This window comes from Pseudomonas sp. TCU-HL1 (genome assembly GCF_001708505.1).
In the GTDB taxonomy this organism is placed as follows: domain Bacteria; phylum Pseudomonadota; class Gammaproteobacteria; order Pseudomonadales; family Pseudomonadaceae; genus Metapseudomonas.
In genome coordinates this window covers 1,472,230-1,495,758 of sequence record NZ_CP015992.1, presented here as the reverse complement: position 1 = coordinate 1,495,758, position 23,529 = coordinate 1,472,230, and the positions used below count along the sequence as shown (strand labels likewise).

24 protein-coding genes and 1 pseudogene are annotated in these 23,529 nt (G+C 64.7%); 15 read left to right on the top strand and 10 right to left on the bottom strand.

Features of this window, described 5'->3' with window-relative positions:
• The first annotated feature begins 132 nt into the window (after nt 1-132).
• The 10 genes and pseudogenes from THL1_RS30550 to THL1_RS06880 all read left to right on the top strand — a co-directional run bounded on the left by THL1_RS30550 (nt 133) and on the right by THL1_RS06880 (nt 10,650).
• A complete protein-coding gene (locus THL1_RS30550; RefSeq protein WP_069082568.1) occupies nt 133-822 on the top strand; it encodes a hypothetical protein in 690 nt (229 codons plus the stop codon).
• The gene (locus THL1_RS06920; protein WP_069082567.1) at nt 819-1,928 is read left to right on the top strand and encodes a T6SS phospholipase effector Tle1-like catalytic domain-containing protein; all 1,110 of its coding nucleotides are present in this window, start codon (nt 819-821) and stop codon (nt 1,926-1,928) included. The genes THL1_RS30550 and THL1_RS06920 overlap by 4 nt, the downstream gene beginning before the upstream one ends.
• Nucleotides 1,928-2,587, top strand: a complete 660-nt coding sequence (locus tag THL1_RS06915) for a DUF2931 family protein (RefSeq protein WP_069082566.1) — start codon at nt 1,928-1,930, stop codon at nt 2,585-2,587. Before THL1_RS06920 ends, THL1_RS06915 begins: the two co-directional genes overlap by 1 nt.
• Nucleotides 2,587-3,246 (top strand): DUF2931 family protein, encoded by a 660-nt coding sequence (locus tag THL1_RS06910; RefSeq protein WP_069082565.1) that lies wholly within the window; start codon nt 2,587-2,589, stop codon nt 3,244-3,246. The genes THL1_RS06915 and THL1_RS06910 overlap by 1 nt, the downstream gene beginning before the upstream one ends.
• 82 nt (nt 3,247-3,328) lie before the next feature.
• Nucleotides 3,329-5,296 (top strand): bifunctional tRNA (5-methylaminomethyl-2-thiouridine)(34)-methyltransferase MnmD/FAD-dependent 5-carboxymethylaminomethyl-2-thiouridine(34) oxidoreductase MnmC, encoded by a 1,968-nt coding sequence (gene mnmC, locus THL1_RS06905; protein ID WP_069082564.1) that lies wholly within the window; start codon nt 3,329-3,331, stop codon nt 5,294-5,296.
• 2 nt (nt 5,297-5,298) lie between these two features.
• Nucleotides 5,299-6,048 (top strand): sulfite exporter TauE/SafE family protein, encoded by a 750-nt coding sequence (locus tag THL1_RS06900; RefSeq protein ID WP_069082563.1) that lies wholly within the window; start codon nt 5,299-5,301, stop codon nt 6,046-6,048.
• Nucleotides 6,049-6,135: 87 nt separating this feature from the next.
• Nucleotides 6,136-6,561: pseudogene (locus tag THL1_RS06895) on the top strand (osmoprotectant NAGGN system M42 family peptidase); the annotation flags it as partial.
• 62 nt (nt 6,562-6,623) lie between these two features.
• Nucleotides 6,624-9,401, top strand: coding sequence for a hybrid sensor histidine kinase/response regulator (locus THL1_RS06890; RefSeq protein ID WP_069082562.1), 2,778 nt, complete (start codon nt 6,624-6,626; stop codon nt 9,399-9,401).
• A 49-nt stretch (nt 9,402-9,450) separates the two neighbouring features.
• On the top strand, nt 9,451-9,681 hold the full coding sequence (locus THL1_RS06885) for a YheU family protein (RefSeq protein WP_069082561.1): 231 nt from the start codon (nt 9,451-9,453) through the stop codon (nt 9,679-9,681).
• Between the two features lie 672 nt (nt 9,682-10,353).
• Nucleotides 10,354-10,650, top strand: coding sequence for a hypothetical protein (locus tag THL1_RS06880; protein ID WP_069082560.1), 297 nt, complete (start codon nt 10,354-10,356; stop codon nt 10,648-10,650).
• A 94-nt stretch (nt 10,651-10,744) separates the two neighbouring features.
• Here the strand turns inward: THL1_RS06880 and cls are convergent, their stop codons facing one another.
• From cls to THL1_RS06850, 6 genes are all read right to left on the bottom strand, one after another.
• The gene (cls, locus tag THL1_RS06875; RefSeq protein WP_069082559.1) at nt 10,745-12,139 is read right to left on the bottom strand and encodes a cardiolipin synthase; all 1,395 of its coding nucleotides are present in this window, start codon (nt 12,137-12,139) and stop codon (nt 10,745-10,747) included.
• A 221-nt stretch (nt 12,140-12,360) separates the two neighbouring features.
• Complete coding sequence (locus THL1_RS06870; RefSeq protein WP_069082558.1) at nt 12,361-12,693, bottom strand: YnfA family protein; 333 nt, start codon at nt 12,691-12,693, stop codon at nt 12,361-12,363.
• Between the two features lie 39 nt (nt 12,694-12,732).
• The gene (locus tag THL1_RS06865) at nt 12,733-13,161 is read right to left on the bottom strand and encodes a hypothetical protein (RefSeq protein WP_069082557.1); all 429 of its coding nucleotides are present in this window, start codon (nt 13,159-13,161) and stop codon (nt 12,733-12,735) included.
• A 75-nt stretch (nt 13,162-13,236) separates the two neighbouring features.
• Nucleotides 13,237-14,391 carry a CynX/NimT family MFS transporter gene (locus THL1_RS06860; RefSeq protein ID WP_069082556.1) on the bottom strand — a complete coding sequence of 385 codons (1,155 nt, stop codon included), beginning with the start codon at nt 14,389-14,391 and terminating at the stop codon, nt 13,237-13,239.
• A 109-nt stretch (nt 14,392-14,500) separates the two neighbouring features.
• The gene (locus THL1_RS06855) at nt 14,501-15,313 is read right to left on the bottom strand and encodes an SDR family oxidoreductase (protein WP_069082555.1); all 813 of its coding nucleotides are present in this window, start codon (nt 15,311-15,313) and stop codon (nt 14,501-14,503) included.
• Nucleotides 15,314-15,417: 104 nt separating this feature from the next.
• Nucleotides 15,418-15,786, bottom strand: a complete 369-nt coding sequence (locus THL1_RS06850) for a DUF2784 domain-containing protein (RefSeq protein ID WP_069082554.1) — start codon at nt 15,784-15,786, stop codon at nt 15,418-15,420.
• Between the two features lie 136 nt (nt 15,787-15,922).
• Between THL1_RS06850 and THL1_RS06845 the strand changes: the two genes are divergently transcribed.
• Nucleotides 15,923-16,078: a DUF3309 family protein gene (locus THL1_RS06845; protein ID WP_145928268.1), complete on the top strand. Its 156-nt coding sequence runs from the start codon at nt 15,923-15,925 to the stop codon at nt 16,076-16,078.
• Between the two features lie 18 nt (nt 16,079-16,096).
• On the opposite strand, the gene THL1_RS06840 is transcribed toward THL1_RS06845, so the two are convergent.
• The 3 genes from THL1_RS06840 to THL1_RS06830 form a co-directional block, all read right to left on the bottom strand.
• Nucleotides 16,097-16,402 carry a chorismate mutase gene (locus THL1_RS06840; protein ID WP_069082553.1) on the bottom strand — a complete coding sequence of 102 codons (306 nt, stop codon included), beginning with the start codon at nt 16,400-16,402 and terminating at the stop codon, nt 16,097-16,099.
• 204 nt (nt 16,403-16,606) lie between these two features.
• Nucleotides 16,607-18,265 carry a cation acetate symporter gene (locus THL1_RS06835; RefSeq protein WP_069082552.1) on the bottom strand — a complete coding sequence of 553 codons (1,659 nt, stop codon included), beginning with the start codon at nt 18,263-18,265 and terminating at the stop codon, nt 16,607-16,609.
• Entirely contained in the window at nt 18,265-18,573 is a 309-nt protein-coding gene (locus THL1_RS06830) for a DUF485 domain-containing protein (protein WP_069082551.1), read from the bottom strand. Before THL1_RS06830 ends, THL1_RS06835 begins: the two co-directional genes overlap by 1 nt.
• Nucleotides 18,574-18,797: 224 nt before the next feature.
• Here THL1_RS06830 and THL1_RS06825 point away from each other — a divergent pair, with 224 nt between their 5' ends.
• The gene (locus tag THL1_RS06825) at nt 18,798-19,016 is read left to right on the top strand and encodes a DUF2061 domain-containing protein (protein ID WP_069082550.1); all 219 of its coding nucleotides are present in this window, start codon (nt 18,798-18,800) and stop codon (nt 19,014-19,016) included.
• 112 nt (nt 19,017-19,128) lie between these two features.
• Entirely contained in the window at nt 19,129-20,679 is a 1,551-nt protein-coding gene (locus tag THL1_RS06820) for a beta (1-6) glucans synthase (protein WP_069082549.1), read from the top strand.
• A 133-nt stretch (nt 20,680-20,812) separates the two neighbouring features.
• On the opposite strand, the gene THL1_RS06815 is transcribed toward THL1_RS06820, so the two are convergent.
• A complete protein-coding gene (locus THL1_RS06815; protein WP_069082548.1) occupies nt 20,813-21,196 on the bottom strand; it encodes a hypothetical protein in 384 nt (127 codons plus the stop codon).
• 259 nt (nt 21,197-21,455) lie between these two features.
• Here THL1_RS06815 and THL1_RS06810 point away from each other — a divergent pair, with 259 nt between their 5' ends.
• Both THL1_RS06810 and THL1_RS06805 read left to right on the top strand, forming a co-directional pair.
• Entirely contained in the window at nt 21,456-22,751 is a 1,296-nt protein-coding gene (locus THL1_RS06810; protein ID WP_069082547.1) for a serine/threonine protein kinase, read from the top strand.
• A complete protein-coding gene (locus THL1_RS06805) occupies nt 22,744-23,508 on the top strand; it encodes an MlaA family lipoprotein (RefSeq protein WP_083245841.1) in 765 nt (254 codons plus the stop codon). The genes THL1_RS06810 and THL1_RS06805 overlap by 8 nt, the downstream gene beginning before the upstream one ends.
• The last annotated feature ends 21 nt before the right edge of the window (nt 23,509-23,529 follow it).

The window sequence follows — 23,529 nt, the reverse complement described above, 5'->3', positions numbered from 1 at the left end:
CAACCCCAAAAGATTTCCCCACACCAGAGCAGCCCGTTCCGACAATCGCTTCAGTCGCTGCCGGGGCCACATGGCTGCGCACCTGTGAAAGCCTCCCCCTCATCCATGGAGCTCTACAGGAGGCACGGTGCAATGGACAGGATGAAGCTGGTCAAGCGGTCGTTTTTCGCTCCCATCAATGAAGAGGAGGTGGAAAATCCATTCTTCGCCGCAGGCAAGGTCGACTGGGAACTGCGCCATTCCTACTTCTGGCCGAACGGACTCAGCGAACTGATCTTCGAGTGCGGTGCCACTCGCGAGAACTGCCTTGAAGAACCTTACCGCAAACGAATCGTCGATTGCGTTCGCAACGGGGAATGGCTGCTGGTCACCAAGACGCCCTTCCACTCCCTGGAGGCCTGGAAGCGCGCCGACCTCGCCTTCTTCGGCGCACCGGTTTCAGCGCCGGCCGCACCCGCCGACACCCTGCCCCCGCCCAAGTACAAACCCCTCCAACTGACGTCCACGCCGCGCCTGCGCGTCGACCTGCGCCTCGGCGTGTTCTTCGACGGCACTTACAACAATGCCGCCAACGCCGCCCAGGGCCAGCGCTGCGTCGCCCAGCACCCCATCACCGAGGACGACCTGGACGCCAGTTGCCAACCCTATATGCGCGACCCGGAGAGCAGCTACGGCAATGGTGTGACCAATATCAAGTGCTCCACGACCTGTATCCGGATACGCGGAAGCTGCCCGCCGCAGCCAAGCAGGCCCATCGTCGGGTCTATATCGAAGGCATCGGCACCCGCGCGGGCGAGGAGGACAACCTGCTCGGTGCCATGACGGGGCGCGGTGCCACTGGCGTGGAAGCGAAGGTGAGAGAGGCGTTCAAGTACATCCGAAGGGTTTGCTACGACTTCATCGACGAAAACCCCGAGCATGAAATCGCTACGCTGACCTTCGATCTCTTCGGCTTCAGCCGCGGCGCGGCGGCGGCCCGACACTTCGCCAATCAGGCGGCCAAGGGCCGCAACGGCCCACTGGGCTGGATGCTCCCCGATGCCAACGGCACGTTCAGCGCCAAGCTGACCGGCCGCTACGGGGAGGGGGTGCAGGTGGCTTTCATCGGCCTGTTCGACACCGTGGCCTCCACCGCCGGCCTGGCCAACCTGGGCAATGTGCGCAGCGCCAGCACCCCGGGCCTCCAGCTCTACCTGGGGCCCGAGCACTTCCCGGTGGTGGTGCATCTGGTGGCGCGGGACGAGCACCGCACCAACTTCGCCCTCAACCGCACTGCGCCCACGCACTGCGAATGGGTCCTGCCCGGCGTCCATGCCGACCTGGGCGGCGGCTACCTGGCCGAGGCCGAGGAGTGCCTGCTGGTCAGCCCCATGCAGGCGCTGGACGTCCCCTTGCAGACCGATGTGCGCAGCACCTCCATCCACCGCGAGGCCGAGCGGGCCAGGGACGCCTGGCTGGCCAGGGGTTGGCCGACGGAAATGCTGACCATCGTCACCCCGGACGCCCGGCCGCTGCCGCCCGATCCCGCGGATCGCCTGGCGCCGCCGCGCAAGCGGGTCTATGCCGCTCTGCAGCTGAAGCGCCTGGTGCGCGGTGAACTGTCGCGGGTGTATCTGCGGCTAATGCATCGGTTAGCTAGGCAGTATGGCGTGAACTTCGACGATATCCCCGACCGCTCCGATACCCAGCTGCCGGTAGAACTCCAACCGCTCTGCGAGCGCTTTCTGACGGGTGATTACAGCACCACCCCCGCCGAAGAGCGTCTGCTGCAACTGCACTACATCCACTGCTCGGCCCACTGGAACCCACCCGCACGCCTGCAAGGTCAGACGCCGCGCACCGGTATCCCCTTGACCTTTGTCAACGCCCCCACCGCCGATGGCCAGCGCGTGCGCCACCCCCATACCCCGGACAGGAGCCAGCGCTAATGCATCGCCTCCTCGCCCTCCTGGCCCTGCTGCTGACCGGCGGCTGCCAGGCCATGGACCCGCTGTCCGGCGCCAACGACCCCCATGATCCCTGGTGGAGCCTGGGTTTCGCCCAACCTGCCTACATGAAGGTCTGGGTCGAGGACAGCGCGGTGGTGGATATCCAAGGCCGCCTGTTCCGAAATACCGGTGGTGGCAGTGCGGCCGGCGATGAGCCGGAAGATGGCACCGAAGCGGCCCGCGGTTGGGGCGGCGGGGCGGGGCCCAGCGGGGTCGCAGTGGTGGGCGCCGACCTGCCCCAGCGCATCTACGTGCGCTGGCAATCCATCGTCGAGCCGCAGACCTACCGCGCCTGGGTGGACATCCCGGAGGAAGCCCGGCAGATCATGCGCGATTCCGTCGCCTGGCGCTGCCCGGAGAAACCGCACCGGGTGTCAAGCTACAAGGCCACCCTCTACCTGGGCCTGGCCCCCGGCGGCATTATCCAGGTCTGGGCCTACAACCGCTGCTACAAATCGGTCAAGGTGGCCCGCGCCCAGGCCGAGGTGGAGCCCCTGGGACCGGATCAGGGACGTAACGAGGGACGCTATGCCTACAAGCCCAGCGAAAAGGCCAAGCGCTACATCGAGCGTTTCGGCATTCCCTACGGGAGCTGGTGATGCGCCATTTCCTCACCCTTCTGGCCCTGCTACTGACCGGTGGCTGCCAGGCCATGGACCCACTGTCCGGCGCCCAGGATGAACACAGCCCCTGGTGGAGCCTGGGCTTCGTCCAGCCCGCCTACATGAAGGTCTGGGTCGAGGACAGCGCGGTGGTGGATATCCAAGGCCGCCTGTTCCGAAATACCGGTGGTGGCAGTGCGGCCGGCGATGAGCCGGAAGATGGCACCGAAGCGGCCCGCGGTTGGGGCGGCGGGGCGGGGCCCAGCGGGGTCGCAGTGGTGGGCGCCGACCTGCCCCAGCGCATCTACGTGCGCTGGCAATCCATCGTCGAGCCGCAGACCTACCGCGCCTGGGTGGACATCCCGGAGGAAGCCCGGCAGATCATGCGCGATTCCGTCGCCTGGCGCTGCCCGGAGAAACCGCACCGGGTGTCACGCTACGATGCCACCCTCTACCTGGGCCTGGCCCCGGGCGGCGTCATTCAGGTCTGGGTCTACAACCGCTGCTACAAATCGGTCAAGGTGGCCCGCGCCCAGGCCGAGGTGGAGCCCCTGGGGCCGGACCAGGGACGTAACGAAGGACGCTATGCCTACAAGCCCAGCGAGAAAGCCAAGCGCTACATCCAACGCTTCGGCATTCCCTACGGGAGCTGGTGATGCGGCGCCTCCTCGCCCTCCTGACTGCCGCCCCGTCGGCCACATCGGCTACCATTCGCCCTTCGCTGTCACGGGTACTTCCATGTCCGACTTCCACCACGCCCAACTCGACTGGGACGAACAGGGCCAACCGCTATCGCGGGAATTCGATGACGTCTACTTTTCCCCGGCATCGGGCATCGACGAAACCCACCACGTGTTCCTCGATGGCAACGACCTGTCCCGGCGCTTCGCCGAACTGCCGGCGGGCGGGCGTTTCTGTATCGGTGAAACCGGCTTCGGCACCGGGCTGAACTTCCTCTGTGCCTGGCAGCTGTTCGAGCAGTGCGCACCGGCCGATGCCCGCCTGCAGTTCGTCAGCGTGGAAAAATTCCCCCTCACCCGTGACGACCTCCGGCGCGCCCTGGCGCTCTGGCCGCAATTGGCGCCGTTGGCCACCCAGCTTCTTGACCAGTACGTGGCGGTTCACCCAGGTTTCCAACACTTCAGCCTGGCCGGCGGCCGGGTGTTGCTGACCCTGCTGGTGGGCGATGCCCTGGATTGCCTGCCGGAACTGGACGCCCGCTTCGACGCCTGGTTTCTCGACGGCTTCGCCCCGGCGAAGAACCCCGACATGTGGAGCCCCGCCCTCTTCGCCCAACTGGCCCGACTGTCCGGACCTGGAACCACGCTCGCCACCTTCACCTCCGCCGGCTTCGTGCGCCGCGCGCTGAAGGAGGCGGGCTTCGCCATCAAGCGCACGCCCGGCTTCGGCAAGAAGTGGGAAATGAGCCGTGGCCGATTCGAAGGCCAGGCCCCCGATGACAGCAAGCCCTGGTACGCCCGCCCGAACTTCGCCCCCGAGCGCCGCGAAGCACTGATCATCGGCGCCGGCCTGGCCGGTTGCGCCAGCGCCGCCAGCCTGGCTGCCCGTGGTTGGCAGGTCACCCTGCTGGAGCGCCACGACGCCCCGGCCCGCGAGGCGTCCGGCAATCCTCAGGGCGTGCTCTACCTCAAGCTCTCGGCGCACGGCACGCCGCTGTCGCGGCTGATCCTCAGTGGCTTCGGGCACACCCGCCGGCTGCTGCAACGATTGGAGCAAGGCCGCGAGTGGCAAGCCTGCGGCGTACTGCAACTGGCCTTCGACGCCAAGGAAGCACAGCGTCAGGCGCGGCTGGCCGAGGCCTTTCCCCCTGATCTGCTGCACAGCCTCGACCAGCATCAGGCGCAAGCGCTGGCCGGTGTCGAGCTGCCTGCCGGCGGCCTGTTCTATCCCGAGGCCGGCTGGGTTCATCCGCCGGCCCTGTGCCAGTTGCTGAGCAAACATCCCAATATCCGCCTGATCACACACAGCGAGGCCCTGGAGCTGCGTCGCGAAGACGGCCTGTGGTGCGCGCGCGACGGTGAGCGCACCCTGGCCGCTGTACCGGTGGCGGTGCTGGCCGGTGCCGCCGAGGTGCTGCGTTTTCCCCAGGCGGCCGGGCTGCAGCTCAAGCGCATCCGTGGGCAGATCAGCCGCCTGCCGGCCACCGCTGAAAGCGTGGGCCTGGGCACCGTGCTCTGCGCCGAAGGCTACGTGGCGCCGCCGCGCGATGGTGAGCACACCCTTGGCGCCAGCTTCGACTTCCACAGCACGGACCTCACGCCCACAGTCAGCGAACATGCGGGTAACCTGCAGCTACTGGAGGAGATTTCCCCCGACCTCGGCCGCCGCCTGCACGCCGTCGAGCTGGATCCGGCCCGTCTCGAAGGGCGCGCGGCCTTCCGCTGCACCACCCCGGACTACCTGCCGATCGTCGGCCCGCTGGCAGATGCCGAAGCCTTCGCCGAAGCCTATGCGGTGCTGGCCAAGGACGCACGGCAGGTGCCGCAGGTGCCGGCGCCCTGGTACGACGGCCTCTATGTGAACAGCGCCCACGGCTCGCGCGGGCTGATCACCGCACCGCTATCCGGCGAGCTGCTGGCCGCCTGGCTGGACGGCGAGCCGCTGCCAGTGCCCCGCACCGTGGCCGAGGCCTGCCACCCCAACCGCTTTGCCTTGCGCCGCCTGATCCGCGGCCAGAACGCCTGACCATGGAACTGCTGCTGCTCGAAGCCCTTGGCATCGGCGCCGTCCTCGGCCTGCTGCTGGGCCTGACCGGGGCCGGCGGTTCGCTGGTGGCCCTGCCCCTGCTGCTCAGCCTGCACCTGCCCCTGCGCGACGCCATCGGCGTGAGCCTCGGGGCCGTCGCCCTGTCCGCCGCCATCGGAGCCATCCCCCGCGCCCTCCAGGGCATTGTGGCCTGGCGCCCAGTGCTGCTGCTCGCCCTCGCCGGCCTACCGGGGAACGCGCTCGGCCAGTGGCTGGGGCGCTTCATCCCGGAATTCGCGCTGATCCTCGGTTTCTGCCTGCTGGTGCTCTGGTCCGCCTGGCGTATGTGGCGCGGCGCCGGCCTGCCACAGAGCACGTCCGGCGCGCTGCGCAGCGCGCCGCTGGTGGCCATCGGTATCGGCGTTGGCGTGCTGTCCGGGATAATGGGTGTGGGGGGAGGTTTCCTCGTGGTGCCGGCACTGCTCTGGTTCACCCCGCTGTCCATGCTTGCCGCCACCGCCACCTCGATGGCGGTGATCGCCGTGGTGTCCGGCGGCGGCTTCCTGCTCTACCTCACCGGCGCCCAGCCGCCCATGGCCCTGCTCGGCGGCCTGGCAGCCGGAGGCGCCATCGGCGTGCTCTGTGGCAACCACCTGGCCACGCGCCTACGCGGCGCCACCCTGCAGCGGCTATTCGCCCTGATGCTGGTGGCAGTCAGCCTGTCCCTGGCCGCACAGAAGCTCCTCTCCTGACAGACAACGCCCTATAACCAATCGATATAAAACTCACAAAAGCGCACAGGGGCGGACCCTTTAGTGCCCATCGGGCACGAACTCCCCAACGGCAACACCGTCACCGTTGCCCTGCAGGATTCCGGTGGCCCCTATGACTTCCACCTTTCGCGGCACCTGCTGCGGCTGGACGAGGCCCATGCCATCCCGTTGCGCCGCGACCTGTTCCGCTACTACCACAGCGACGCCCAATCGGCAGTCGCTGCCGGGCACGACATCCGCACCGCCCTGCTGGCCTTCGGCTGCGACGCCACCTACGGCTACGAGCGCACCCATATCGACAGCCTGGAGGCCCTGGCCCGCCTCCTTGGCGCCTATTTGCTGAGCCCGCCGGTGTTCGCGACCGACGCGGTAACCCGCCAGCAATCGCTGGAGCCGTTCAGCCACCAGCTGGAGCATGACGCGCAGATGGAGAGCGAGACACGTGTCCCTACCGTGGAAAGTCTTGTGGGAAAGGGTGAAGGCAGCCCTTGAAGGGCGCTCAAGCTAGGAGCAAAGTGCCACCCAAGGACGCATGACAACACGGGTGGTCGCCCATGCTTCACCTCTCAGGCTGTGCGAGAACGATCGCACTCGGTCTGGCTCTTCTCCTCTTCTGGCTTTGCCGGCCAGCCTTCGCCCTCGACGCGGTGCCGCTCGACCAGGATCAGTTGCGCCTGTCCCTTGGCCATTGGGTCGGCTACCTGGAAGACCCAAAGGGCGAACTCAGCCTGGAACAAGTGCGCAAACTTCCAGAGCCGGCCTTCCGCCCCCTTCGCAGCGAGCAGGCCAACCTGGGCAAGAACGCCTCCGTCTGGTGGTTCCGGGTGCACCTGGACAATCGTCTCCCCGAAGCCCTGGAAGGTTATCTGGAGGCCAACTACCCGCTACTGGACGATGTCCGCCTCTACACCATCGGCCCTGACGGCCGCGTGCAGGTCCAGGAAACCGGCGACCACTTCGCCTTCGCCCAGCGACCGGTGCAGGTGCGCAACTTCTGGTTCCCCCTGCGCGTGGAGCCCGGCCAGAGCACCCTGATCCTGCGGGTGGAAAGCACCAGCACGATCTTCGTGCCGTTGGTGTTCAGCACCTTCGGCGCCAGCGCCGCCGCCCAGGAAAACCTCATGGGGTTCAACGGGGCCTTCTATGGCGTGCTCTTTGCCATGTTCTTCTACAACCTGTTCCTCTACCTGTCGCTGCGCGAGCCGGCCTACCTCTGGTACCTGGCCTACAACCTCAATGTCGGCCTGCTCGCCGCGTGTTTCGACGGCATGCTGTTCAAGCTGCTGCCCAACCATGTGGGCCTGCAGTCGGTGGCCATCTACATTTTCATGTACCTGCATTGCCTGACCGCTGTGCAGTTCAGCCGCCATTTCCTGCACACCAGCCTGCACTTCCCGAGGCTGGACCAGGTGCTGCGCGGGCTGATGGTCGCCACCCTGGTCGCCCTGATCTCCTTCCCGCTGATCGGCCTGCAGAACTGGAACATCCTGGCCAGCCTGACGGTGTCGGGCATTTCCGCCTTCCTCCTGCTCACCGGCCTCTACGTCTGGCGCAAGGGGCTGCGCTACGGCTCCTACTACACCCTGGCCTGGGGCGTACTGTTGTTCGCCTTCATCCAGGTCACCACCGGCTCACTGGGCATCGAGGTGCTGGGATTGTTCGGCGCCACCGTGGTCAAGATCGGCGTCACCATCGAGCTGATCACCCTGTCCATCGGACTGGCCGACCGCATCAACAGCCTCAAGGAAGAGGGCTACCGCTCTCGCCAGGCGGCCGAGCAGGCGCATTTCGAGAATCAGGCCAAGAGCCGCTTCCTGGCCACGATGAGCCATGAGATCCGCACGCCGCTCAACGGTGTGCTGGGTATGTTGCAGCTGCTCAAGGACACCCCGCTGGACCGCAGCCAGCGATTCTACGTCGACACCATTTCCAGCTCTGGCACGGCGCTGATGGCTGTGATCAACGACATCCTCGATTTCGCCCGCATCGAGTCCGGCAAGCTGGAACTGGAACACATCGAGTTCGACCTGGAAGACCTGGTGTCGGAAACTCTCGGCCTGTTCACCGCGCAGGCCATGGACAAACGCCTTGGCCTGCACCTCAGCCTGGATGCCGGCGTGCCGCGACGCATCAAGGGTGACCCGACACGGCTCAAGCAGGTGCTGATGAACCTCCTGGGCAACGCCGTAAAGTTCACCGCCGACGGCCATGTGTCCCTCAACCTCAGTGTCCGCCGCAATTCCGCCGGCAACGCGCACCTGGTGTTCAGCGTCAGCGACAGTGGAATCGGCATTCGCCCGGAAGCCCTGACACAACTGTTCGACTCCTTTGCCCAGGGTGACTCCAGCACCACCCGCCGTTTCGGGGGTAGCGGCCTGGGGCTGGCCATCAGCAAGGAGCTGGTGGAAATGATGGACGGACGCATCGAAGTACAAAGCACCCTCAATCAGGGCACCCGCTTCAGCTTCGACATTCCCCTGCAGCCCGGCGAATTCAAGACCGATGACCTGACCCAACTGCTGGACGGCCGCACCGCCCTGCTGGCCAGCCAGGACGCCCTTGGGCTGGATGCGCTGGGCCGCCTGTTGGGGCGCTGGGGTATGCGCTGCGAACGCTGCCAGGACCCGGAACGGCTGATCAAACACCTGGCCGACTTCGCCGTACCGCCCCTGCTGGTGCTGCAGGCGCCCTGGCCCGGCGATCCGCAACACTGGCTGGAAAAACTGCGCCCGCACCTCGAACACAGCCAGCGGGTGATGCTGATCTGCCCGCCAGAGCATTGCCAGAAACTGCCGCCCGGTGCCGGCCTGCGCCTGCGCACCATGGCCCAGCCGATGGCCCTGTCGCATTTGCGCGAGACCCTGCAGGAGCTCTACCGCGAGAGGCGGCTGGAAGAACGCACCCAGCAGCAGGAAGAACGCCGCCGGGTCAGCGCCACGCCGTGCATCCTGGTGGCCGAAGACAACCCGGTGAACCAGATGGTGGTCCAGGGCTTCCTGAAGAAACGTGGCTACCTGGTGCGCACCGTCGCCAATGGCGTGGCAGCCGTGGACGAGTATCAGCGCGATCCGGAAGGCATCCAGTTGATCCTGATGGACTGCGAGATGCCGGAAATGGACGGCTTCGAGGCCACCCGGCAGATACGCCGCCTCGAACGCAATCGCAACTGGCCGCCAGTGCCCATCGTCGCACTGACCGCGCACATCCTCGAAGAGCATCGCCAAGCGGGGGCCGCCGCCGGCATGGACGACTTCCTCGGCAAACCACTGGACAGCGCCCTGCTGTTCTCGACCCTGGAGCGTTTCATCCTGCGGCAAAGCGTCGACGGGTGACGGCGTCCGGCGGCGGCGTTAGCATTTCGCCCCCGCCGGAGATTTCCCCATGCTCATCCCCTTTGATCTGCTCGAAGCCGACACCCTGACTCGCCTCATCGAAGACTTCGTCACCCGCGAAGGCACCGACAACGGCGACGACACACCACTGGAAACGCGCGTAGAACGGGTTCGCCGGGCGCTGAAGAAGGGTGAGGCGGTGATCGTCTACGACCCTGACAGCCAGCTGTGCCAGCTGATGCTCAAGCTGGATGTCCCCAAGGAGTGGCTGGAGACGTAGAGGCGATTCATTGGCCAAGGGCAACGCGGTTGCCCATGGTGGGCGGACGAAGTGGCGATTATTCCGTACCAGCGACAGGCCGGGCATAAACTGCGGGACAAAAAAGGCCGCCACGGGGCGACCCAAACAAAGCACAGAGCACCAATAGACTCTGAATTCAGAGTGTAGAAGCTCTGCTAGGAGATGATGACAGCGCGCAAAAAAACAACGGGCCATTCGTCGGCAATTTCGGAGAACTGGCGCGCAACATCTCTAGATCAGGACTCTCACCGCAACGCCCGGCAATCTCCCGCGTCCGCCGCCCAGATCCCCTTCCGACACGCCCCGCAACATCCCATCACTCGGCAAGACATTTCGTACAGCAGTTCAACCTTGAGCGCCTACAAAAGCCCTCGCTAGAGTCCGGACCGTCGCGACTGGAACCGCGACCGGGTGTCGCAACCCGAACTTAACGCTGGGACACGGCTGGCAAGCTCCATGGCAGGCCGTGCAGGGAAGGCTGAGGCCTTGCCGGGTTTTCCTCGCGTAACCGGTTTGCGACCCCTGCACGGCCCGCCTCCCTATCGTGTCGTAACGGACGGGGCGGTTCCTCTACCACGTGAGGACACAAGGATATGCGCCACCACTCCCCCCTTTTCCAGGCAAACCACCTCCTACCGCAGGAGATGGCTCATGACTGACTTCAAGCCCCTTCTCCCGCTCTCCCAGCCCTACGACGATGTCCTGTTCGTCAACGCTCGCGCGCCCGCCAATCATCTGTTCGAAGCCGCCAACCAGCGCATGGCTGCCCTGGGTGACTTGCTGCAAATACTGGAGAACGGCGCCCACGGTGACGTACTGCCCCAGGAAACCGCCCGGTTGGCCTCCGCCCTCGGCCTCCTGCTGGCCGATGCCCAGGCCCTGCATGAGGCGGCCTACCGCCGTGCGCAGGAGGAGGAACGCCAGCTGCAGGTGGACAGGAATACCTGATCCTCCTTGCACGCCTTCCACATCTCTCGAGGCCGTAACAGGCAGAGCCGCTGACTCATGACCGTCCCAGGTCCAAATGAGCTGGAACCACGATCTACAGCCAGTACTCCCAGACGCGCCCGATGCGCTCGCTCATCCGGGCGCGAATGGAACGACGCTGCCAGGCCGCGAGGGTAATTTCCTGCGACCCCTTAACGTCGCCGAGGAAAGCCTCGCGCATGCGTGCACCGAAATCAGCCCCCAGCACCACCACATTGACCTCCTGGTTGTGCAGGAAGCTGCGCCAATCGAGATTGGTGGAGCCCACCGTGGACCAGACACCGTCTATCACCCCCGCCTTCACGTGCAGTAGCGCGTCGCGGCGCTCATAGAGTCGCACTCCGGCTTCAAGCAGCTCGGCGTAGTAAGCCCGTCCGGCATGGAACACCAGCCAGGAATCAGTGCTGCCAGGCACCATCAGGCGCACATCGACACCGCGGGCAACGGCAGCCTTGAGGGCATCGAGCAGTTGCGGGTCTGGCACGAAATAGGCGCTGGTCAGCCAGATCTCGCTCTGGGCGCTGTGCAGGGCGGAGATCAGGGTCGCGTAGATCTGGCTGTAGGGTTCGTCCGGCGAACTGCCGATGGCGCGCACCACCTCGTTGCCCTTGCGTTCTAGGGGCGGAAAGTAGTGCCGCGCAACCAGTTCGCACCCCTTCTGCCGATCCCAGGTGCTGATGAACAGCTTCTGCAGGTCAGCCACCACTGGGCCTTCGATGCGCAGATCCGTGTCCCGCCAGGGCAGGCCCTTGCCCGCCTGGCGCCGGGAACCGGGAGCGAACGAGCCCCCGGAGTAGACCCCGCTGATGTTCACCCCGCCCAGGATCGCGATACGCCCATCGACAATCAGCAGCTTGCGGTGATCGCGCTGGTTCAACTCCCAACCGGCCTTGGCGGTCACAGGGTTGACCGGGTTGAACTCCACCAGCCGGATGCCGGACTTGCGCAGCCGCGCGAAGAAGGCCGGTGGCGTGCCCAGGGTGCCAACGCTGTCGTAGATCAGATTCACCTGCACACCGCTGCGCTGCTTGGCGATCAGGGCCTCGGCAAATCGCTGCCCCACCTCGTCGCCTTCGAGGATGTAGGTCTCCATATTGATGTGGTCGCGGGCAGACTCGATAGCCGAGAGCATCGCCTGATAGGTCTGCGGGCCGTCCTGCAGCAGATCAACCTTGTTGCCGGCGGTAAGCGGGCTGCCCACCAGAGCTTCTTCGATCGCCAGGTGGAGGTCGAAGATATTGGTCTCCATGCCGGATGCCTTGAGGCGATCGAGGATGGCCTTGCTGTGCGCATCCGAAAGTGGACCACGGGCACCGTCCAGCTGCACCTGTGCAACCGGTGAGTGGACCATGTCGGGGTTGATGCGGGGCAGCGACGTGCACGCCAGGAGGAGCGATGAATAAAGCGCCACCAGGACACGTGCCGCTGTCCCTGATGACGGCAGATTCATCCAGCACTCTCCTGCGCGGGGGAGGTTCGATGCCTGAAAAGACGATCAGCCGTGCTGAAAACCACTTTCCAGGCCGCCATGACCGATTCGACAGCGCTTGGGGGGAAAGGTTGAAGTAATCCGTGCAGCCGCACTTCAGGCCAGGACGCAATTCTCGGGAATGAAGCGCAGCAAGGCCTCGAGCACATTGGCCACTGCCAGCCAGCGCGGCAGGGCCGATGTCAGCTTGGCGAGAAGCGCGGCCCCAGCAGGATGATGGTGGCACCCATCACGCACAGCGCGGCGCCCAGCCAGTCACTGGCCAGCGGTCGGGTGCGTTCCACCAGACCCAGCCAGAGCAGCGAGGCGACAATGTAGATACCGCCATATGCGGCGTAGGCGCGGCCAGCGTAGGCCGCTTCCACGCGGGTCAGCAGCAGGGCGAAGAGGGTCAGGCTGAGCAGGCCCGGAACGACCCACCAGGCGCTCTTGCCCATCCGCAACCAGAGCCAGAAGGCGTAGCAGCCGCCGATCTCGAACAGGGCGGCCAGGAAGAACCAGAGGTAGTTGAGCATCGGATCAATCCCTTGATGGTCGGGAGTGTGGACAGGGAATCAGCCGTGCACGCCGCCTTCGCGCTCCCAGGCACAGCGCACGCGCAGGTTGCCTTCCTGGGGGCTGTGGAAGCCCTGCTCGCTTTCCCAGCGGAAGGTGTGAAGGCCGTTGAGTTCGGTTTCCAGATGGACCACCGCGCTGCTCCAGTACAGCTGCTTGAGCAGGGACTCGAACGCCTTTACCCAGAGCGTCCACTCGTACTCCACCGCCGGATAGCTCGCGCCGAAATGGATCACTTGCGTGCGGAACAGGCCAGCGCCGGGTTGTTCGCAGCAGGAGAACATTTCGCGACCGAGGAACGGCCAGGCTTCGCCGCTGGGCAGGTTGTCCAGCACGTGGCGGTTGGTCTCGCGGCGCATGCGGTGCTCCTGGTCGTCCAGCGACGGCCAGTCACGGATGCAGCCATAGACGATGGATTCGGACTCCACGCGGGCACTCCAGTAAAACAGTGGCAGCCTTCTAACACAGGACTGCCAAGGGAGAAAGGAAATGCGTCGAAGTCCTTAACGCCTGCCGCGGCCGAGGAGCCAGGCAAGTACGCACATGATCAGCGCCAGCCCGGTAATCACCATGAACGGCACCTGGTAATTGCCCGCCAGATCGCGTCCGAGGCCGGCAAGGACAGGCGTGAGGCTGCCCAGCCCGTAGCCGGCAAACAGCATCATGGCGGTCCAGCGGCTTACCGCCAGGGGCGTGTGCGCCTCGTAGAGCGGCAGCACCAGGGACAGTGCAAAGGAGCCGCTGAGCCCCAGGCCCAGCAAGGCGGCCCAGACTTCCGGCAGCAGGGTCGGCTGGAAGGCGATCATCCCCAGGCAGATCGAGCTGACCAGGCCGCAGGCCAGCAGCAACTGATAGCGGTTGCCGAAGCGCTGGGCCAGCCAGGGCAGGATGAAGGCACTGGGCAGTCCCACCAGCATGAAGAGGCTGAACAGGCTGTTGCTGCGCAGCAGGCTGAGACCGGCCTCGTGGTAACGGGCCACCAGCCAGGTGGTCAGGGCATAGAAGAGACCCGCCTGAAGCGCGAAAAAGGCCGTGATCAACCAAGCCCTGGCTTCCCTCCAGGGCAGGCCACCCTGCCCCGCCTCACTGGCGGGTTCGGCGCGGTTGGGTAGGCACAGCCAGAACAGCACCGCCAGCAACGCTGGCAGAGACCAGAAGGCCAGGCCGAAATGCCAGCGGTCGCCGAGCCACTGGGTCACCGGCGGGGTCAGCACCGCACCGCCAGCGCCGCCGATGGTCATGCTCAGGGAATACCAGGCGACCACTCGCCCCATTTGGTCGTGAAAATGACGTTTGATGAATCCGGACAACAGCGGCCCGGCAATGGCAATGCCGGCGCCCATGGCCACGGCGCTGCCAATCAGTACGGTACTGGCATAGCCGCCCAGGCGCGCCAGCAGGGCAAGGCCGATCAATACGAGGCAGGCGGTGATTACCCGTTCCAGACCGAATCGCACTGCCAGGCGCGGAGCCAGGGGCGCCAGGAGGCCCATGCAAAGTACCGGCAACGCCGTGGTCAGGCTGATCAGGCTTCGACTGAGGGAGAGCTCAAGGGCAATGCGTTCGATCAGGGGCGCAAGCGAGGTGATGCCGGGGCGCAGGTTGATGGCGGCTAGCACCAGCGCCAGCATCAGCAACGCGCGGGAAAAGGGTTTCACGGTGGATCCATCCGGATGGGCGGTCAGGCCGGGGGAGAAACCCTACTCCCCCGTCCGACCGCCGGGCAACCCCGTACGCAGCAAAAGCTGACTGATCGGACAACCAGATTCAATGAGCGCTGTGGTGCCTGACCCGCATCTTCGCCGCCATGCTGGCCATCTCGTCGTAGAGCGCCTGCGGGTTTTTCTGCTTCACCGCCCAAGCCATGCGGCCCTGCTCGTGGGGCAGGATCATGAAGGCGCCAGCGGCCACTTCCTGGAAGATGTAGTCGGCGATGTCGGCAGCGCTGATCGGCGAGCCTTCCAGCAACTTGCCCACTTGCTGCTTCATGGCCGGGGTCGGACCCCGGAAGGAATCCAGCAGGTTGGTCTGGAAGAAAGACGGACAGACCACGTGCACGCCCACGCCCTGTTCCTTCAGCTCGATCAGCAGGCTTTCCGACAAGGCCACGACGCCGGCCTTGGCGACGTTGTAGTTGCTCATCGCCGGCCCCTGCATCAGCGCGGCCATCGAGGCGATGTTGATGATCCGGCCATGGCTTTTCTGCAGCAGCGGCAGGAACGCCTTGCAGCCCTTGACCACGCCCATCAGGTTGATTGCGATCTGCCAGTCCCAATCCTCCAGCGACAGCTCCTCGAAGAAGCCGCCCGAGGCGACGCCAGCGTTGTTGACGATGATGTCGATGCCGCCCAGCTTCTCTTCGCAGGCCTGGGCGAAGGCGGTGAGCTGGCTGTAGTCACGGACGTCGCAGCGCTGGGTGAAACCATCGCCGCCGGCTTCGCGGACCAGCTTGAGGGTTTCGGCCAGACCGGCTTCGTTGACGTCGGAGAGGGCCAGCTGCCAGCCCTCGCGCGCCCAGCGCAGGGCGATTTCGCGGCCGAGCCCGGAACCAGCGCCAGTGATCATGATGCGATTTTGCATGGTGAGGTGCCTTTCTGCTTGTGCGGTAGATGAGCCGCAGTGTAGCGAAGGCCATAGTGGCACCACCCTTGAATCACGGTGCTGAATGATGAGGGCAAACGCCGCTAGCGGCGCGTCATCAAACGCCTCGCCAGCAGGCAATAGGGCACCAGGTTGATCAGCAGCACGAAGGCCCCGAGCCAGAGCTGGATGCCCGGCGTGAGCCCCGCAGGATAGATCAATGGCACCAGGTAGTGCTCGATGAAGCCCCCGCTGTAGCCCTGCTCCCCCGCCGCGCGGCGCAGACGGTTTTCCAGGGGCGTGAGCGGGCAGACGAGATGAAGGAATTCCGCCGTGGCGCCCCAGGCCACTGCCGGCAGGTGCAGCCAGGCCAGGCGCGGCCACTTCAGCACCAGCACCCCACCCACCACCACGAACAGGATGAAGGCCAGGTGCAGCAGCAGTACCGCGTCGGCGGCGATCCGGTCACTCATGGCGGGGCGTCCACAGGGTCGTTTTCCTTGAACCATCTCGAATGGAGGTCAGTCGGTAATCAGGGGCACGGTCGACTTACCATCAACGATAACGCCACGTGCCCTGGCAATCCCAGCTACCGAGGAGCCATTGCCCATGATCACCATTCTGCTGCTCATCATCCTGATCCTGCTGCTAATCGGCGGCCTGCCGGTCTTCCCCTATTCCCGCAATTGGGGCTATGGCCCGTCGAGCATGGTTGGGTTGCTGCTGGTCATAGTGGTGGTGCTCCTGCTGTTCGGCATGATCTAGCCGTCAACGCCGAGCAACCTACTTACTGCCCTGGCGAAGCCGGGAATGCTCGCTGAGTTCGGCCTCGATGAAGGCCGAGATCATTGCTCGATAGACGGCTTCGACCACGCCCTCGTCTCCTCCCGATTCGACTGCCAGCTCCCTGACCCTGGCGATGACGGCAGCCACCCGTTGCGGCGCTTCGACCTCCGCCTTGTCACGCTTGTACCGAGCTGCCTTCCGCACATAGGCACCTCGCTCGGCGAGCAAGGCGACTATCCGGCGGTCGAGCAAATCGATCTGCGCTCGAACCTCATCGAGGCTGCTGCAATCCATGGTTTCCATTGTCGCTCCTTGTAGAAGGTTGATTGCGGTAACTGATGCGAACCTTACACAAGCATCACGCAAGACAGGGCGAGCATGGATCCCTTCCTTTTGTAGGTTGGCGCTGAGCGAAGCGAAGCCCAACGAAGCGAACACAACAGACCCCGCAAACAACAAAAAGGGCAGCCCGAAGGCTGCCCCAAGTCTTGCAAGGGATAACGTGGATCAGTGGGCGACGGCACCACTGGCGCCGAGGCCAGTCTGGGAGCGCACGAACTGCGGGTAGAAGCGTGCACGCTCTTCGTCCGCGGCGGCCGACTTGTCGGTGATGGAGAAGAACCAGATACCGACGAAGGCAACGAAGATGGAGAACAGCGCCGGGTACTCGTAGGGGTAGACCGGAGTTGCATGGCCGAGGATCTGCACCCAGATGGTCGGGCCGAGGATCATCAGGCCAACCGCGGTGACCAGGCCCAGCCAGCCACCGATCATGGCGCCACGGGTGGTCAGCTTCTTCCAGTACATGGAGAGGATCAGCACCGGGAAGTTGCAGCTGGCGGCGATGGAGAAGGCCAGGCCCACCATGAAGGCGATGTTCTGCTTCTCGAACAGGATGCCCAGGCCGATCGCCACGAAGCCCAGGGCCACGGTGGTGATCTTCGATACGCGCAGCTCGTCCTTCTCGCTCGCCTTGCCCTTCTTGACCACGGACGCATAAAGGTCGTGGGACACCGCCGAGGCACCGGCCAGGGTCAGGCCAGCGACCACCGCCAGGATGGTGGCAAAGGCCACCGCGGAGATGAAGCCGAGGAACAGGCTGCCGCCCACGGCGTTGGCCAGGTGCACCGCTGCCATGTTGTTGCCGCCCAACAGCAGGCCGCTGGCATCCTTGAAGGCCGGGTTGGTGCTGACCAGCAGGATGGCGCCGAAGCCGATGATGAAGGTCAGGATATAGAAGTAGCCGATGAAACCGGTGGCGTAGAACACCGACTTGCGGGCTTCCTTGGCGTCGCTGACGGTGAAGAAGCGCATCAGGATGTGCGGTAGGCCAGCGGTACCGAACATCAGGGCCAGACCGAGGGAGATGGCGGAGATCGGGTCTTTCACCAGGCCGCCGGGGCTCATGATGGCCTCGCCTTTCGGGTGGACCTTGATGGCCTCGCTGAACAGGGTAGCGATGTCGAAGTTGACGTGCTTGAGCACCATGATCGCCATGAAGGAGGCGCCCGAGAGCAGCAGCACGGCTTTGATGATCTGTACCCAGGTGGTGGCCAGCATGCCGCCGAACAGCACGTAGCAGACCATCAGGATACCCACCAGAACCACCGCGACGTGGTAGTTCAGGCCGAACAGCAACTCAATCAGTTTGCCGGCGCCGACCATCTGCGCGATCAGGTAGAAGGCCACCACCACCAGCGAGCCGCTGGCGGACAGGGTGCGGATTTCCTTCTGCTTGAGGCGGTAGGACGCCACGTCGGCAAAGGTGTACTTGCCGAGGTTACGCAGGCGTTCAGCGATCAGGAAGAGAATGACCGGCCAGCCCACCAGGAAGCCGATGGAGTAGATCAGGCCGTCATAGCCGGAGGTGAATACCAGGGCGGAAATACCCAGGAAGGACGCCGCCGACATGTAGTCACCGGCAATTGCCAGACCGTTCTGGAAACCGGTGATGCTGCCGCCAGCGGTGTAGAAGTCGGAGGCCGACTTGCTGCGCTTGGAGGCCCAGTAGGTGATGTACAGGGTGGCGCCGACGAAGGCGACGAACATGACGATGGCCGAGGTGTTCAGCGGCTGCCGCTGGACATCGCCCTCGATGGCACCGGCTGCCCAGAGGGCGGGGGCCACGGCCATCAGGCCGAGCACGGCAAGGATGCGCGCGATCATTACTGGACCTCCTTGAGGATCTCGTGGTTCAAGCGGTCGAACTCGCCGTTGGCGCGGCGCACGTAGATGCCGGTCAGCACGAAGGCGGACAGGATCAGACCGATACCGATCGGGATACCCCAGGTAACCGGAGAGTCAGGGTTGATGCGGGTGCCGAGCACTTGCGGCTCGAAAGCGATCAGGAGAATGAAGGCCAGGTAAAGGCCGAGCATGATGGCAGAAAGTATCCAGGCGAAGCGTTCTCGCTTGGAAACCAGTTCCTGAAAACGCGGATTCTCCTGAATCCGCTTGTAGGTGCTGTCGTTCATTGTTGTTGTCCTCCACAGCGCGGGTTGCTGGTGAAATCAACAATAAAACGGCCGTACAAGCGCAACAGACGACCTTAGTCGAACATTGGGCCATTCTCGACCAAGGTCGTACACGATCCATAAGGCAAAACTATCGACACCATCGCCGATGAACATTTCCTTGTATCGCGAATGAGCCCTAGCCTGATCACACCGAATAACCATTCGAATGACCGGGGTGCACCATGCTCAAGACCGTGACCTTCACCCTCATGCACTTCTGCATCGCGTTCAGCGTCGCCTATGCCCTCACCGGCAGCATCACGGTCGGCGGACTGGTAGCGGCGGTGGAGCCGCTGTGCAACTCGGTAGGTTTCTACTTCCACGAAAAGATCTGGAAGCGCTTTGAGAAGGGCGACAAGCCGCCGATGCCAAAGCACGCCTGGCTGCACCACCACGCCTGACGGGGCACGGCGCCGAAATGCGCTGTCTGGAATTTCCCGTTCCGGGCCGTAGGAGCGAGGTGGGCTAATCCGCTAAGATGCGCGGCTTTGCCCTCACGCAAGCACGCCCACCATGAGTCAGAACGCCCGTTTCCCTGCACTCCCCTACCTGTTTTCCTTCCTGATCTCCGTATTGGCCCTCGCGGGCCTCTGGTACGGTCTCGGCAAGCCGGTGATCCTGCCGGACGCCGCCACCCCCAGCCACAAGCTGCAGTGCGCGTCCTACAGCCCGTTCGACAAGGACCAGTCGCCGTTCGACCAGCCCTTCGTGCTGCGCCCCGAGCGCATGGACGCCGACCTCGCCCTGCTGGCGACCCGCTTCCACTGCGTACGCACCTACTCCATGACCGGTCTGGAAGCCATTCCGGAGCTGGCCCGCAAGCACGGCCTCAAGCTGATGCTGGGCGCCTGGGTCAACGGCAACCCGGTGGACACCCAGAAAGAGATCGACGCCCTGGTCAAAGCCGCCAATGCCAACCCGGATGTGGTGCAGTCGGTGATCGTGGGCAACGAAACCCTGCTGCGCAAGGAAGTCACCGGCGCCCAGTTGGCCAGGCTGATCGAGCAGGTCAAGGCCCAGGTGAAGCAACCGGTAACCTACGCGGACGTCTGGGAATTCTGGCTGCGTCACCCGGAAGTTGCCCCGGCGGTGGACTTCCTCACCATCCACCTGCTGCCGTACTGGGAAGACGACCCCGCCGGCATCGACCAGGCCCTGCGCCATGCCGCCGAAATCCGCCAGGTGTTCGGCAACAAGTTCGCACCCAAGGACATCTTCATCGGCGAAACCGGCTGGCCCAGCGAAGGCCGCCAGCGCGAAACCGCCGTCCCCAGCCGCGTCAACGAGGCCAGGTTCATTCGCGGCTTCGTCGCCATGGCCGAACAGAACGGCTGGGGCTACAACCTGATCGAAGCCTTCGACCAGCCCTGGAAGCGCGCCAGCGAAGGCGCCGTGGGCGGCTACTGGGGCCTGTTCGACGCCGACCGCCAGGAGAAAGGCGTGCTCGCCGGCCCCGTCACCAACCTGCCCTACTGGCCCATGTGGCTGGGTATTTCCGGCCTGATCTTCCTCGCTACCCTGGCGCTCGCCGGCCGGCCGGCCTCCACTCGCGCCGCCCTGGTGCTACCGCTGCTGGCGGCCGTGGGCGCCGCCAGTATCGGCCTGTGGGGTGAAATGGCGCGGGTCACCAGCCGCTTCGTCGGCGAGTGGCTGTGGGCCGCCTTCCTGGTTGGCCTCAATCTGGTTGTCCTGGCCCATGGCGCCCTGGCCCTGTCCGCTCGTGCGGGTGGGCGTGGCCGTCTGTTCGACTGGCTGGAAGCCCGTGGTGGCTGGTGGCTGGCCGCCTCCGGCTTCGCCGGAGCGGTGCTGATGCTGGCCCTGGTGTTCGACGCCCGCTACCGCAGCTTCCCCAGCGCCGCCCTGCTGCTGCCGGCTTTGGTCTACCTGTTCCGCCCGGTAGCCGTACCCCGTCGCGAAGTCGCCCTGATGGCGGTGCTGATCGGCGCCGGCATCGTGCCGCAGCTCTACGAAGAAACTCTGGGCAACGTCCAGGCCATCGGCTGGGCTGCCGTAAGCACGCTCCTGCTGGCAGCCCTGTGGCGTTGCCTGCGGGTTCGCGGTTGATCCGGGACGTGCTCTGCCCCTGTGGGAGCGAATTCATTCGCGATTGAAATCGCTCCCACAGGCACGACATTCCTCCTTCACCGGAAACAAAAAAGGACGCTCAAGGCGTCCTTTTTGTTTGTGCGCTGGAAACTCAGGCGCTGGCCGCAACCAGTTCCGGCTGGCGGCGCACCAGGCGCAGGCCGGCGATAACGCAAGCGAACACCGCAAGACTCGCGGTATAGAGCACCAGGGCCGGCAGGGCGAAGAGCAGCGCCAGCAGGGCCAGGAACCAACCAGCGCGACCAGGCACGAAGAAGGCGACAAGGGCGGCGCCGAGGCTGATCCAGGCGATGATGCGGAAGTGGATCAACAGGCCGAGGCCGGCGCGCGCCTGGCACTCCCAGCGTTGCGCCTCGTCGACGCACAGGCCGACCCACTGGCCGTCCTCCATCAGGGCGAAACGAACGCCGTAGCTGGCCGCCAGCCAAAGTGGCAGCAGGATCAGCAGCAGGATGAGGGACGAACGGCTGGGCATGGTTCTCTCCGAATGGGTAAGCGGCGCCAAGGATACCCCCACGCCCGTGGTATGCAAGGACCTTGCAACCTGCCGAGTCGTACCGGCCTGATGGATGGCCCGCACTTGCCGGACTTGCAGTTGTCATAGCCTCGGTATTCACTCATCACGTTCACTTATAAGGAACGCAGCCTGCCGGCCTCGCCGGCGTGCCGAGGGAGCGGCTGACGCTGCCTGGCAGGGCCTGGCTTCCACAGAACCTGAACAGGAACCCTTTCCTATGCTCCGTCTTCGCCTCGCCGTCCTATTGGGCAGCCTGACCTTCTGCGCGCACGTGCTGGCTGCGGATGTGGACGCGGCCAGCTACGGCTTTCCGATCACCAACCCCTTCGAGGCGACCATCGCCACCACGCCGCCGGACCTGCGCAGCCAAGTGCCGGCGGACGATGACATCACGCAATCGGACTACGACCTCAAACTGCGCCCGGAACGGGAAAGCGCGCTGCCGGACAACTTCTGGCCCGTGAAGAAGATGCGCTATCGAATGGCCCAGCAGAAAGGTCCTGCGCCCCTGGTGTTCATCATCGCCGGCACCGGCGGCAACTACGCCAGCACCCATGCCGAGAACCTCAAGAAGCTGTTCTATGGCGCTGGTTATCATGTGGTGCAGCTTTCTTCCCCCACCAGCTACGACTTCATGGCAGCCGCCTCGCGCCATGCCACGCCGGGCCTGACCGCCGAAGACGCCGACGACCTTTACCGGGTGATGCAGGCCGTACGCGCCCAGCATCCCGCCCTGCCGATCACCGACTTCTACCTCACCGGTTACAGCCTCGGCGCCCTGGAAGCAGCCTTCGTAAGCCATCTGGACGAGACCCGCCGAAGCTTCAACTTCAAACGCGTGCTGCTGCTCAATCCGCCGGTGAACCTCTACACCTCGGTGACTAACCTCGATCGCCTGGTGCAGACCCGCGTCAAGGGCGTCGACGACACCACCACCTTCTACCAGGTGGTGCTCGGCAAACTGACCCGCTACTTCCAGCAGAAGGGCTACATCGACCTGAACGACGCGCTGCTGTTCGACTTCCAGGAATCCAGGCAGCGTCTGTCCAAGGAGCAGATGGCGATGCTAATCGGCACCTCCTTCCGCTTCTCTTCCTCGGATATCGCGTTCACCTCGGACCTGATCAATCGCCGCGGCCTGATCACCCCGGTGAAGTACCCTATCAACGAAGGCACCAGCCTGACGCCTTTCTACAAGCGCGCCTTGCAGTGCGATTTCGACTGTTACATCACCGAGCAGCTGATCCCGTACTGGCGTGCCCGCTACAACGGCGGCAGCCTGGCCCAGCTGATCAACCAGGTCAGCCTCTACGCGCTGGAGGATTACCTCAAGGTCAGCAGCAAGATAGCCGTGATGCATAACGCCGACGATCTCATTCTCGGCCCCGGCGACCTGGGGTTCCTGCGCCGCGCAATGGGCGACCGGCTGACCCTGTACCCCCACGGCGGGCACTGCGGCAACCTCAACTACCGCGTCAACGGCGACGCCATGCTGGAGTTCTTCCGTGGCTAAGAAAGCCCTCTTCCTTGCCCTGCTGCTGGCCAGCGGCCTGATCCAGGCCCAGGAACCCGATCAGGACGGCTTCACCCAGCCGCTGAAGGATCTCAAGTTCAATCCCGGCCTGGACCAGCGTGAGTTCGAGCGCTCAACCCTGGACGCGCTGAACGTCTACGACCCCTACGAGTCCTGGAACCGGCGTGTCTACCACTTCAACTACCGCTTCGACGAATGGGTGTTCCTGCCGGTGGTGCGCGGCTATCGCTACGTCACACCGGGCTTCGTGCGCAGCGGGGTGAGCAACTTCTTCAGCAACCTGGGCGACGTGCCCAACCTGTTCAACAGCCTGCTGCAGCTCAAGGGCCAGCGCTCCATGGAAATCACTGGCCGCCTGATGCTCAATACCACCATCGGCGTGGCCGGCCTCTGGGACCCGGCCACGCGCATAGGGTTGCCCAAGCAGATCGAAGACTTCGGCCAGACCCTGGGCGTCTACGGCGTGAATGAAGGCCCCTACCTGATGCTGCCAATCCTCGGTCCATCCAACCTGCGAGACACCGGCGGGCTGGTGGTGGACTACGTGGCGGACTACCAGATCAACTTCCTCAATGTGCCGGAAGTCAGCAGCGACCACCCGGAGATCACCGCGCTGCGCATGGTGGATAAGCGCTATACCACCCAGTTCCGCTACGGCCAGCTCAATTCGCCCTTCGAGTACGAGAAGCTGCGCTACGTCTACACCGAGTCGCGCAAGCTGCAGATTGCCGAGTAAGCGGCGCACGGACTGCCCCCA

Excerpts from the sequence above, each read along its gene's own strand:
- THL1_RS30550 (WP_069082568.1), top strand. The coding sequence starts at position 133 with ATGGACAGGATGAAGCTGGTCAAGCGGTCGTTTTTCGCTCCCATCAAT.
- THL1_RS06920 (WP_069082567.1), top strand. The coding sequence starts at position 819 with ATGACGGGGCGCGGTGCCACTGGCGTGGAAGCGAAGGTGAGAGAGGCG.
- THL1_RS06915 (WP_069082566.1), top strand. The coding sequence starts at position 1,928 with ATGCATCGCCTCCTCGCCCTCCTGGCCCTGCTGCTGACCGGCGGCTGC.
- THL1_RS06910 (WP_069082565.1), top strand. The coding sequence starts at position 2,587 with ATGCGCCATTTCCTCACCCTTCTGGCCCTGCTACTGACCGGTGGCTGC.
- mnmC (WP_069082564.1), top strand. The coding sequence starts at position 3,329 with ATGTCCGACTTCCACCACGCCCAACTCGACTGGGACGAACAGGGCCAA.
- THL1_RS06900 (WP_069082563.1), top strand. The coding sequence starts at position 5,299 with ATGGAACTGCTGCTGCTCGAAGCCCTTGGCATCGGCGCCGTCCTCGGC.
- THL1_RS06890 (WP_069082562.1), top strand. The coding sequence starts at position 6,624 with ATGCTTCACCTCTCAGGCTGTGCGAGAACGATCGCACTCGGTCTGGCT.
- THL1_RS06885 (WP_069082561.1), top strand. The coding sequence starts at position 9,451 with ATGCTCATCCCCTTTGATCTGCTCGAAGCCGACACCCTGACTCGCCTC.
- THL1_RS06880 (WP_069082560.1), top strand. The coding sequence starts at position 10,354 with ATGACTGACTTCAAGCCCCTTCTCCCGCTCTCCCAGCCCTACGACGAT.
- cls (WP_069082559.1), bottom strand. The coding sequence starts at position 12,139 with ATGAATCTGCCGTCATCAGGGACAGCGGCACGTGTCCTGGTGGCGCTT.
- THL1_RS06870 (WP_069082558.1), bottom strand. The coding sequence starts at position 12,693 with ATGCTCAACTACCTCTGGTTCTTCCTGGCCGCCCTGTTCGAGATCGGC.
- THL1_RS06855 (WP_069082555.1), bottom strand. The coding sequence starts at position 15,313 with ATGCAAAATCGCATCATGATCACTGGCGCTGGTTCCGGGCTCGGCCGC.
- THL1_RS06850 (WP_069082554.1), bottom strand. The coding sequence starts at position 15,786 with ATGAGTGACCGGATCGCCGCCGACGCGGTACTGCTGCTGCACCTGGCC.
- THL1_RS06845 (WP_145928268.1), top strand. The coding sequence starts at position 15,923 with ATGATCACCATTCTGCTGCTCATCATCCTGATCCTGCTGCTAATCGGC.
- THL1_RS06840 (WP_069082553.1), bottom strand. The coding sequence starts at position 16,402 with ATGGAAACCATGGATTGCAGCAGCCTCGATGAGGTTCGAGCGCAGATC.
- THL1_RS06835 (WP_069082552.1), bottom strand. The coding sequence starts at position 18,265 with ATGATCGCGCGCATCCTTGCCGTGCTCGGCCTGATGGCCGTGGCCCCC.
- THL1_RS06830 (WP_069082551.1), bottom strand. The coding sequence starts at position 18,573 with ATGAACGACAGCACCTACAAGCGGATTCAGGAGAATCCGCGTTTTCAG.
- THL1_RS06825 (WP_069082550.1), top strand. The coding sequence starts at position 18,798 with ATGCTCAAGACCGTGACCTTCACCCTCATGCACTTCTGCATCGCGTTC.
- THL1_RS06820 (WP_069082549.1), top strand. The coding sequence starts at position 19,129 with ATGAGTCAGAACGCCCGTTTCCCTGCACTCCCCTACCTGTTTTCCTTC.
- THL1_RS06815 (WP_069082548.1), bottom strand. The coding sequence starts at position 21,196 with ATGCCCAGCCGTTCGTCCCTCATCCTGCTGCTGATCCTGCTGCCACTT.
- THL1_RS06810 (WP_069082547.1), top strand. The coding sequence starts at position 21,456 with ATGCTCCGTCTTCGCCTCGCCGTCCTATTGGGCAGCCTGACCTTCTGC.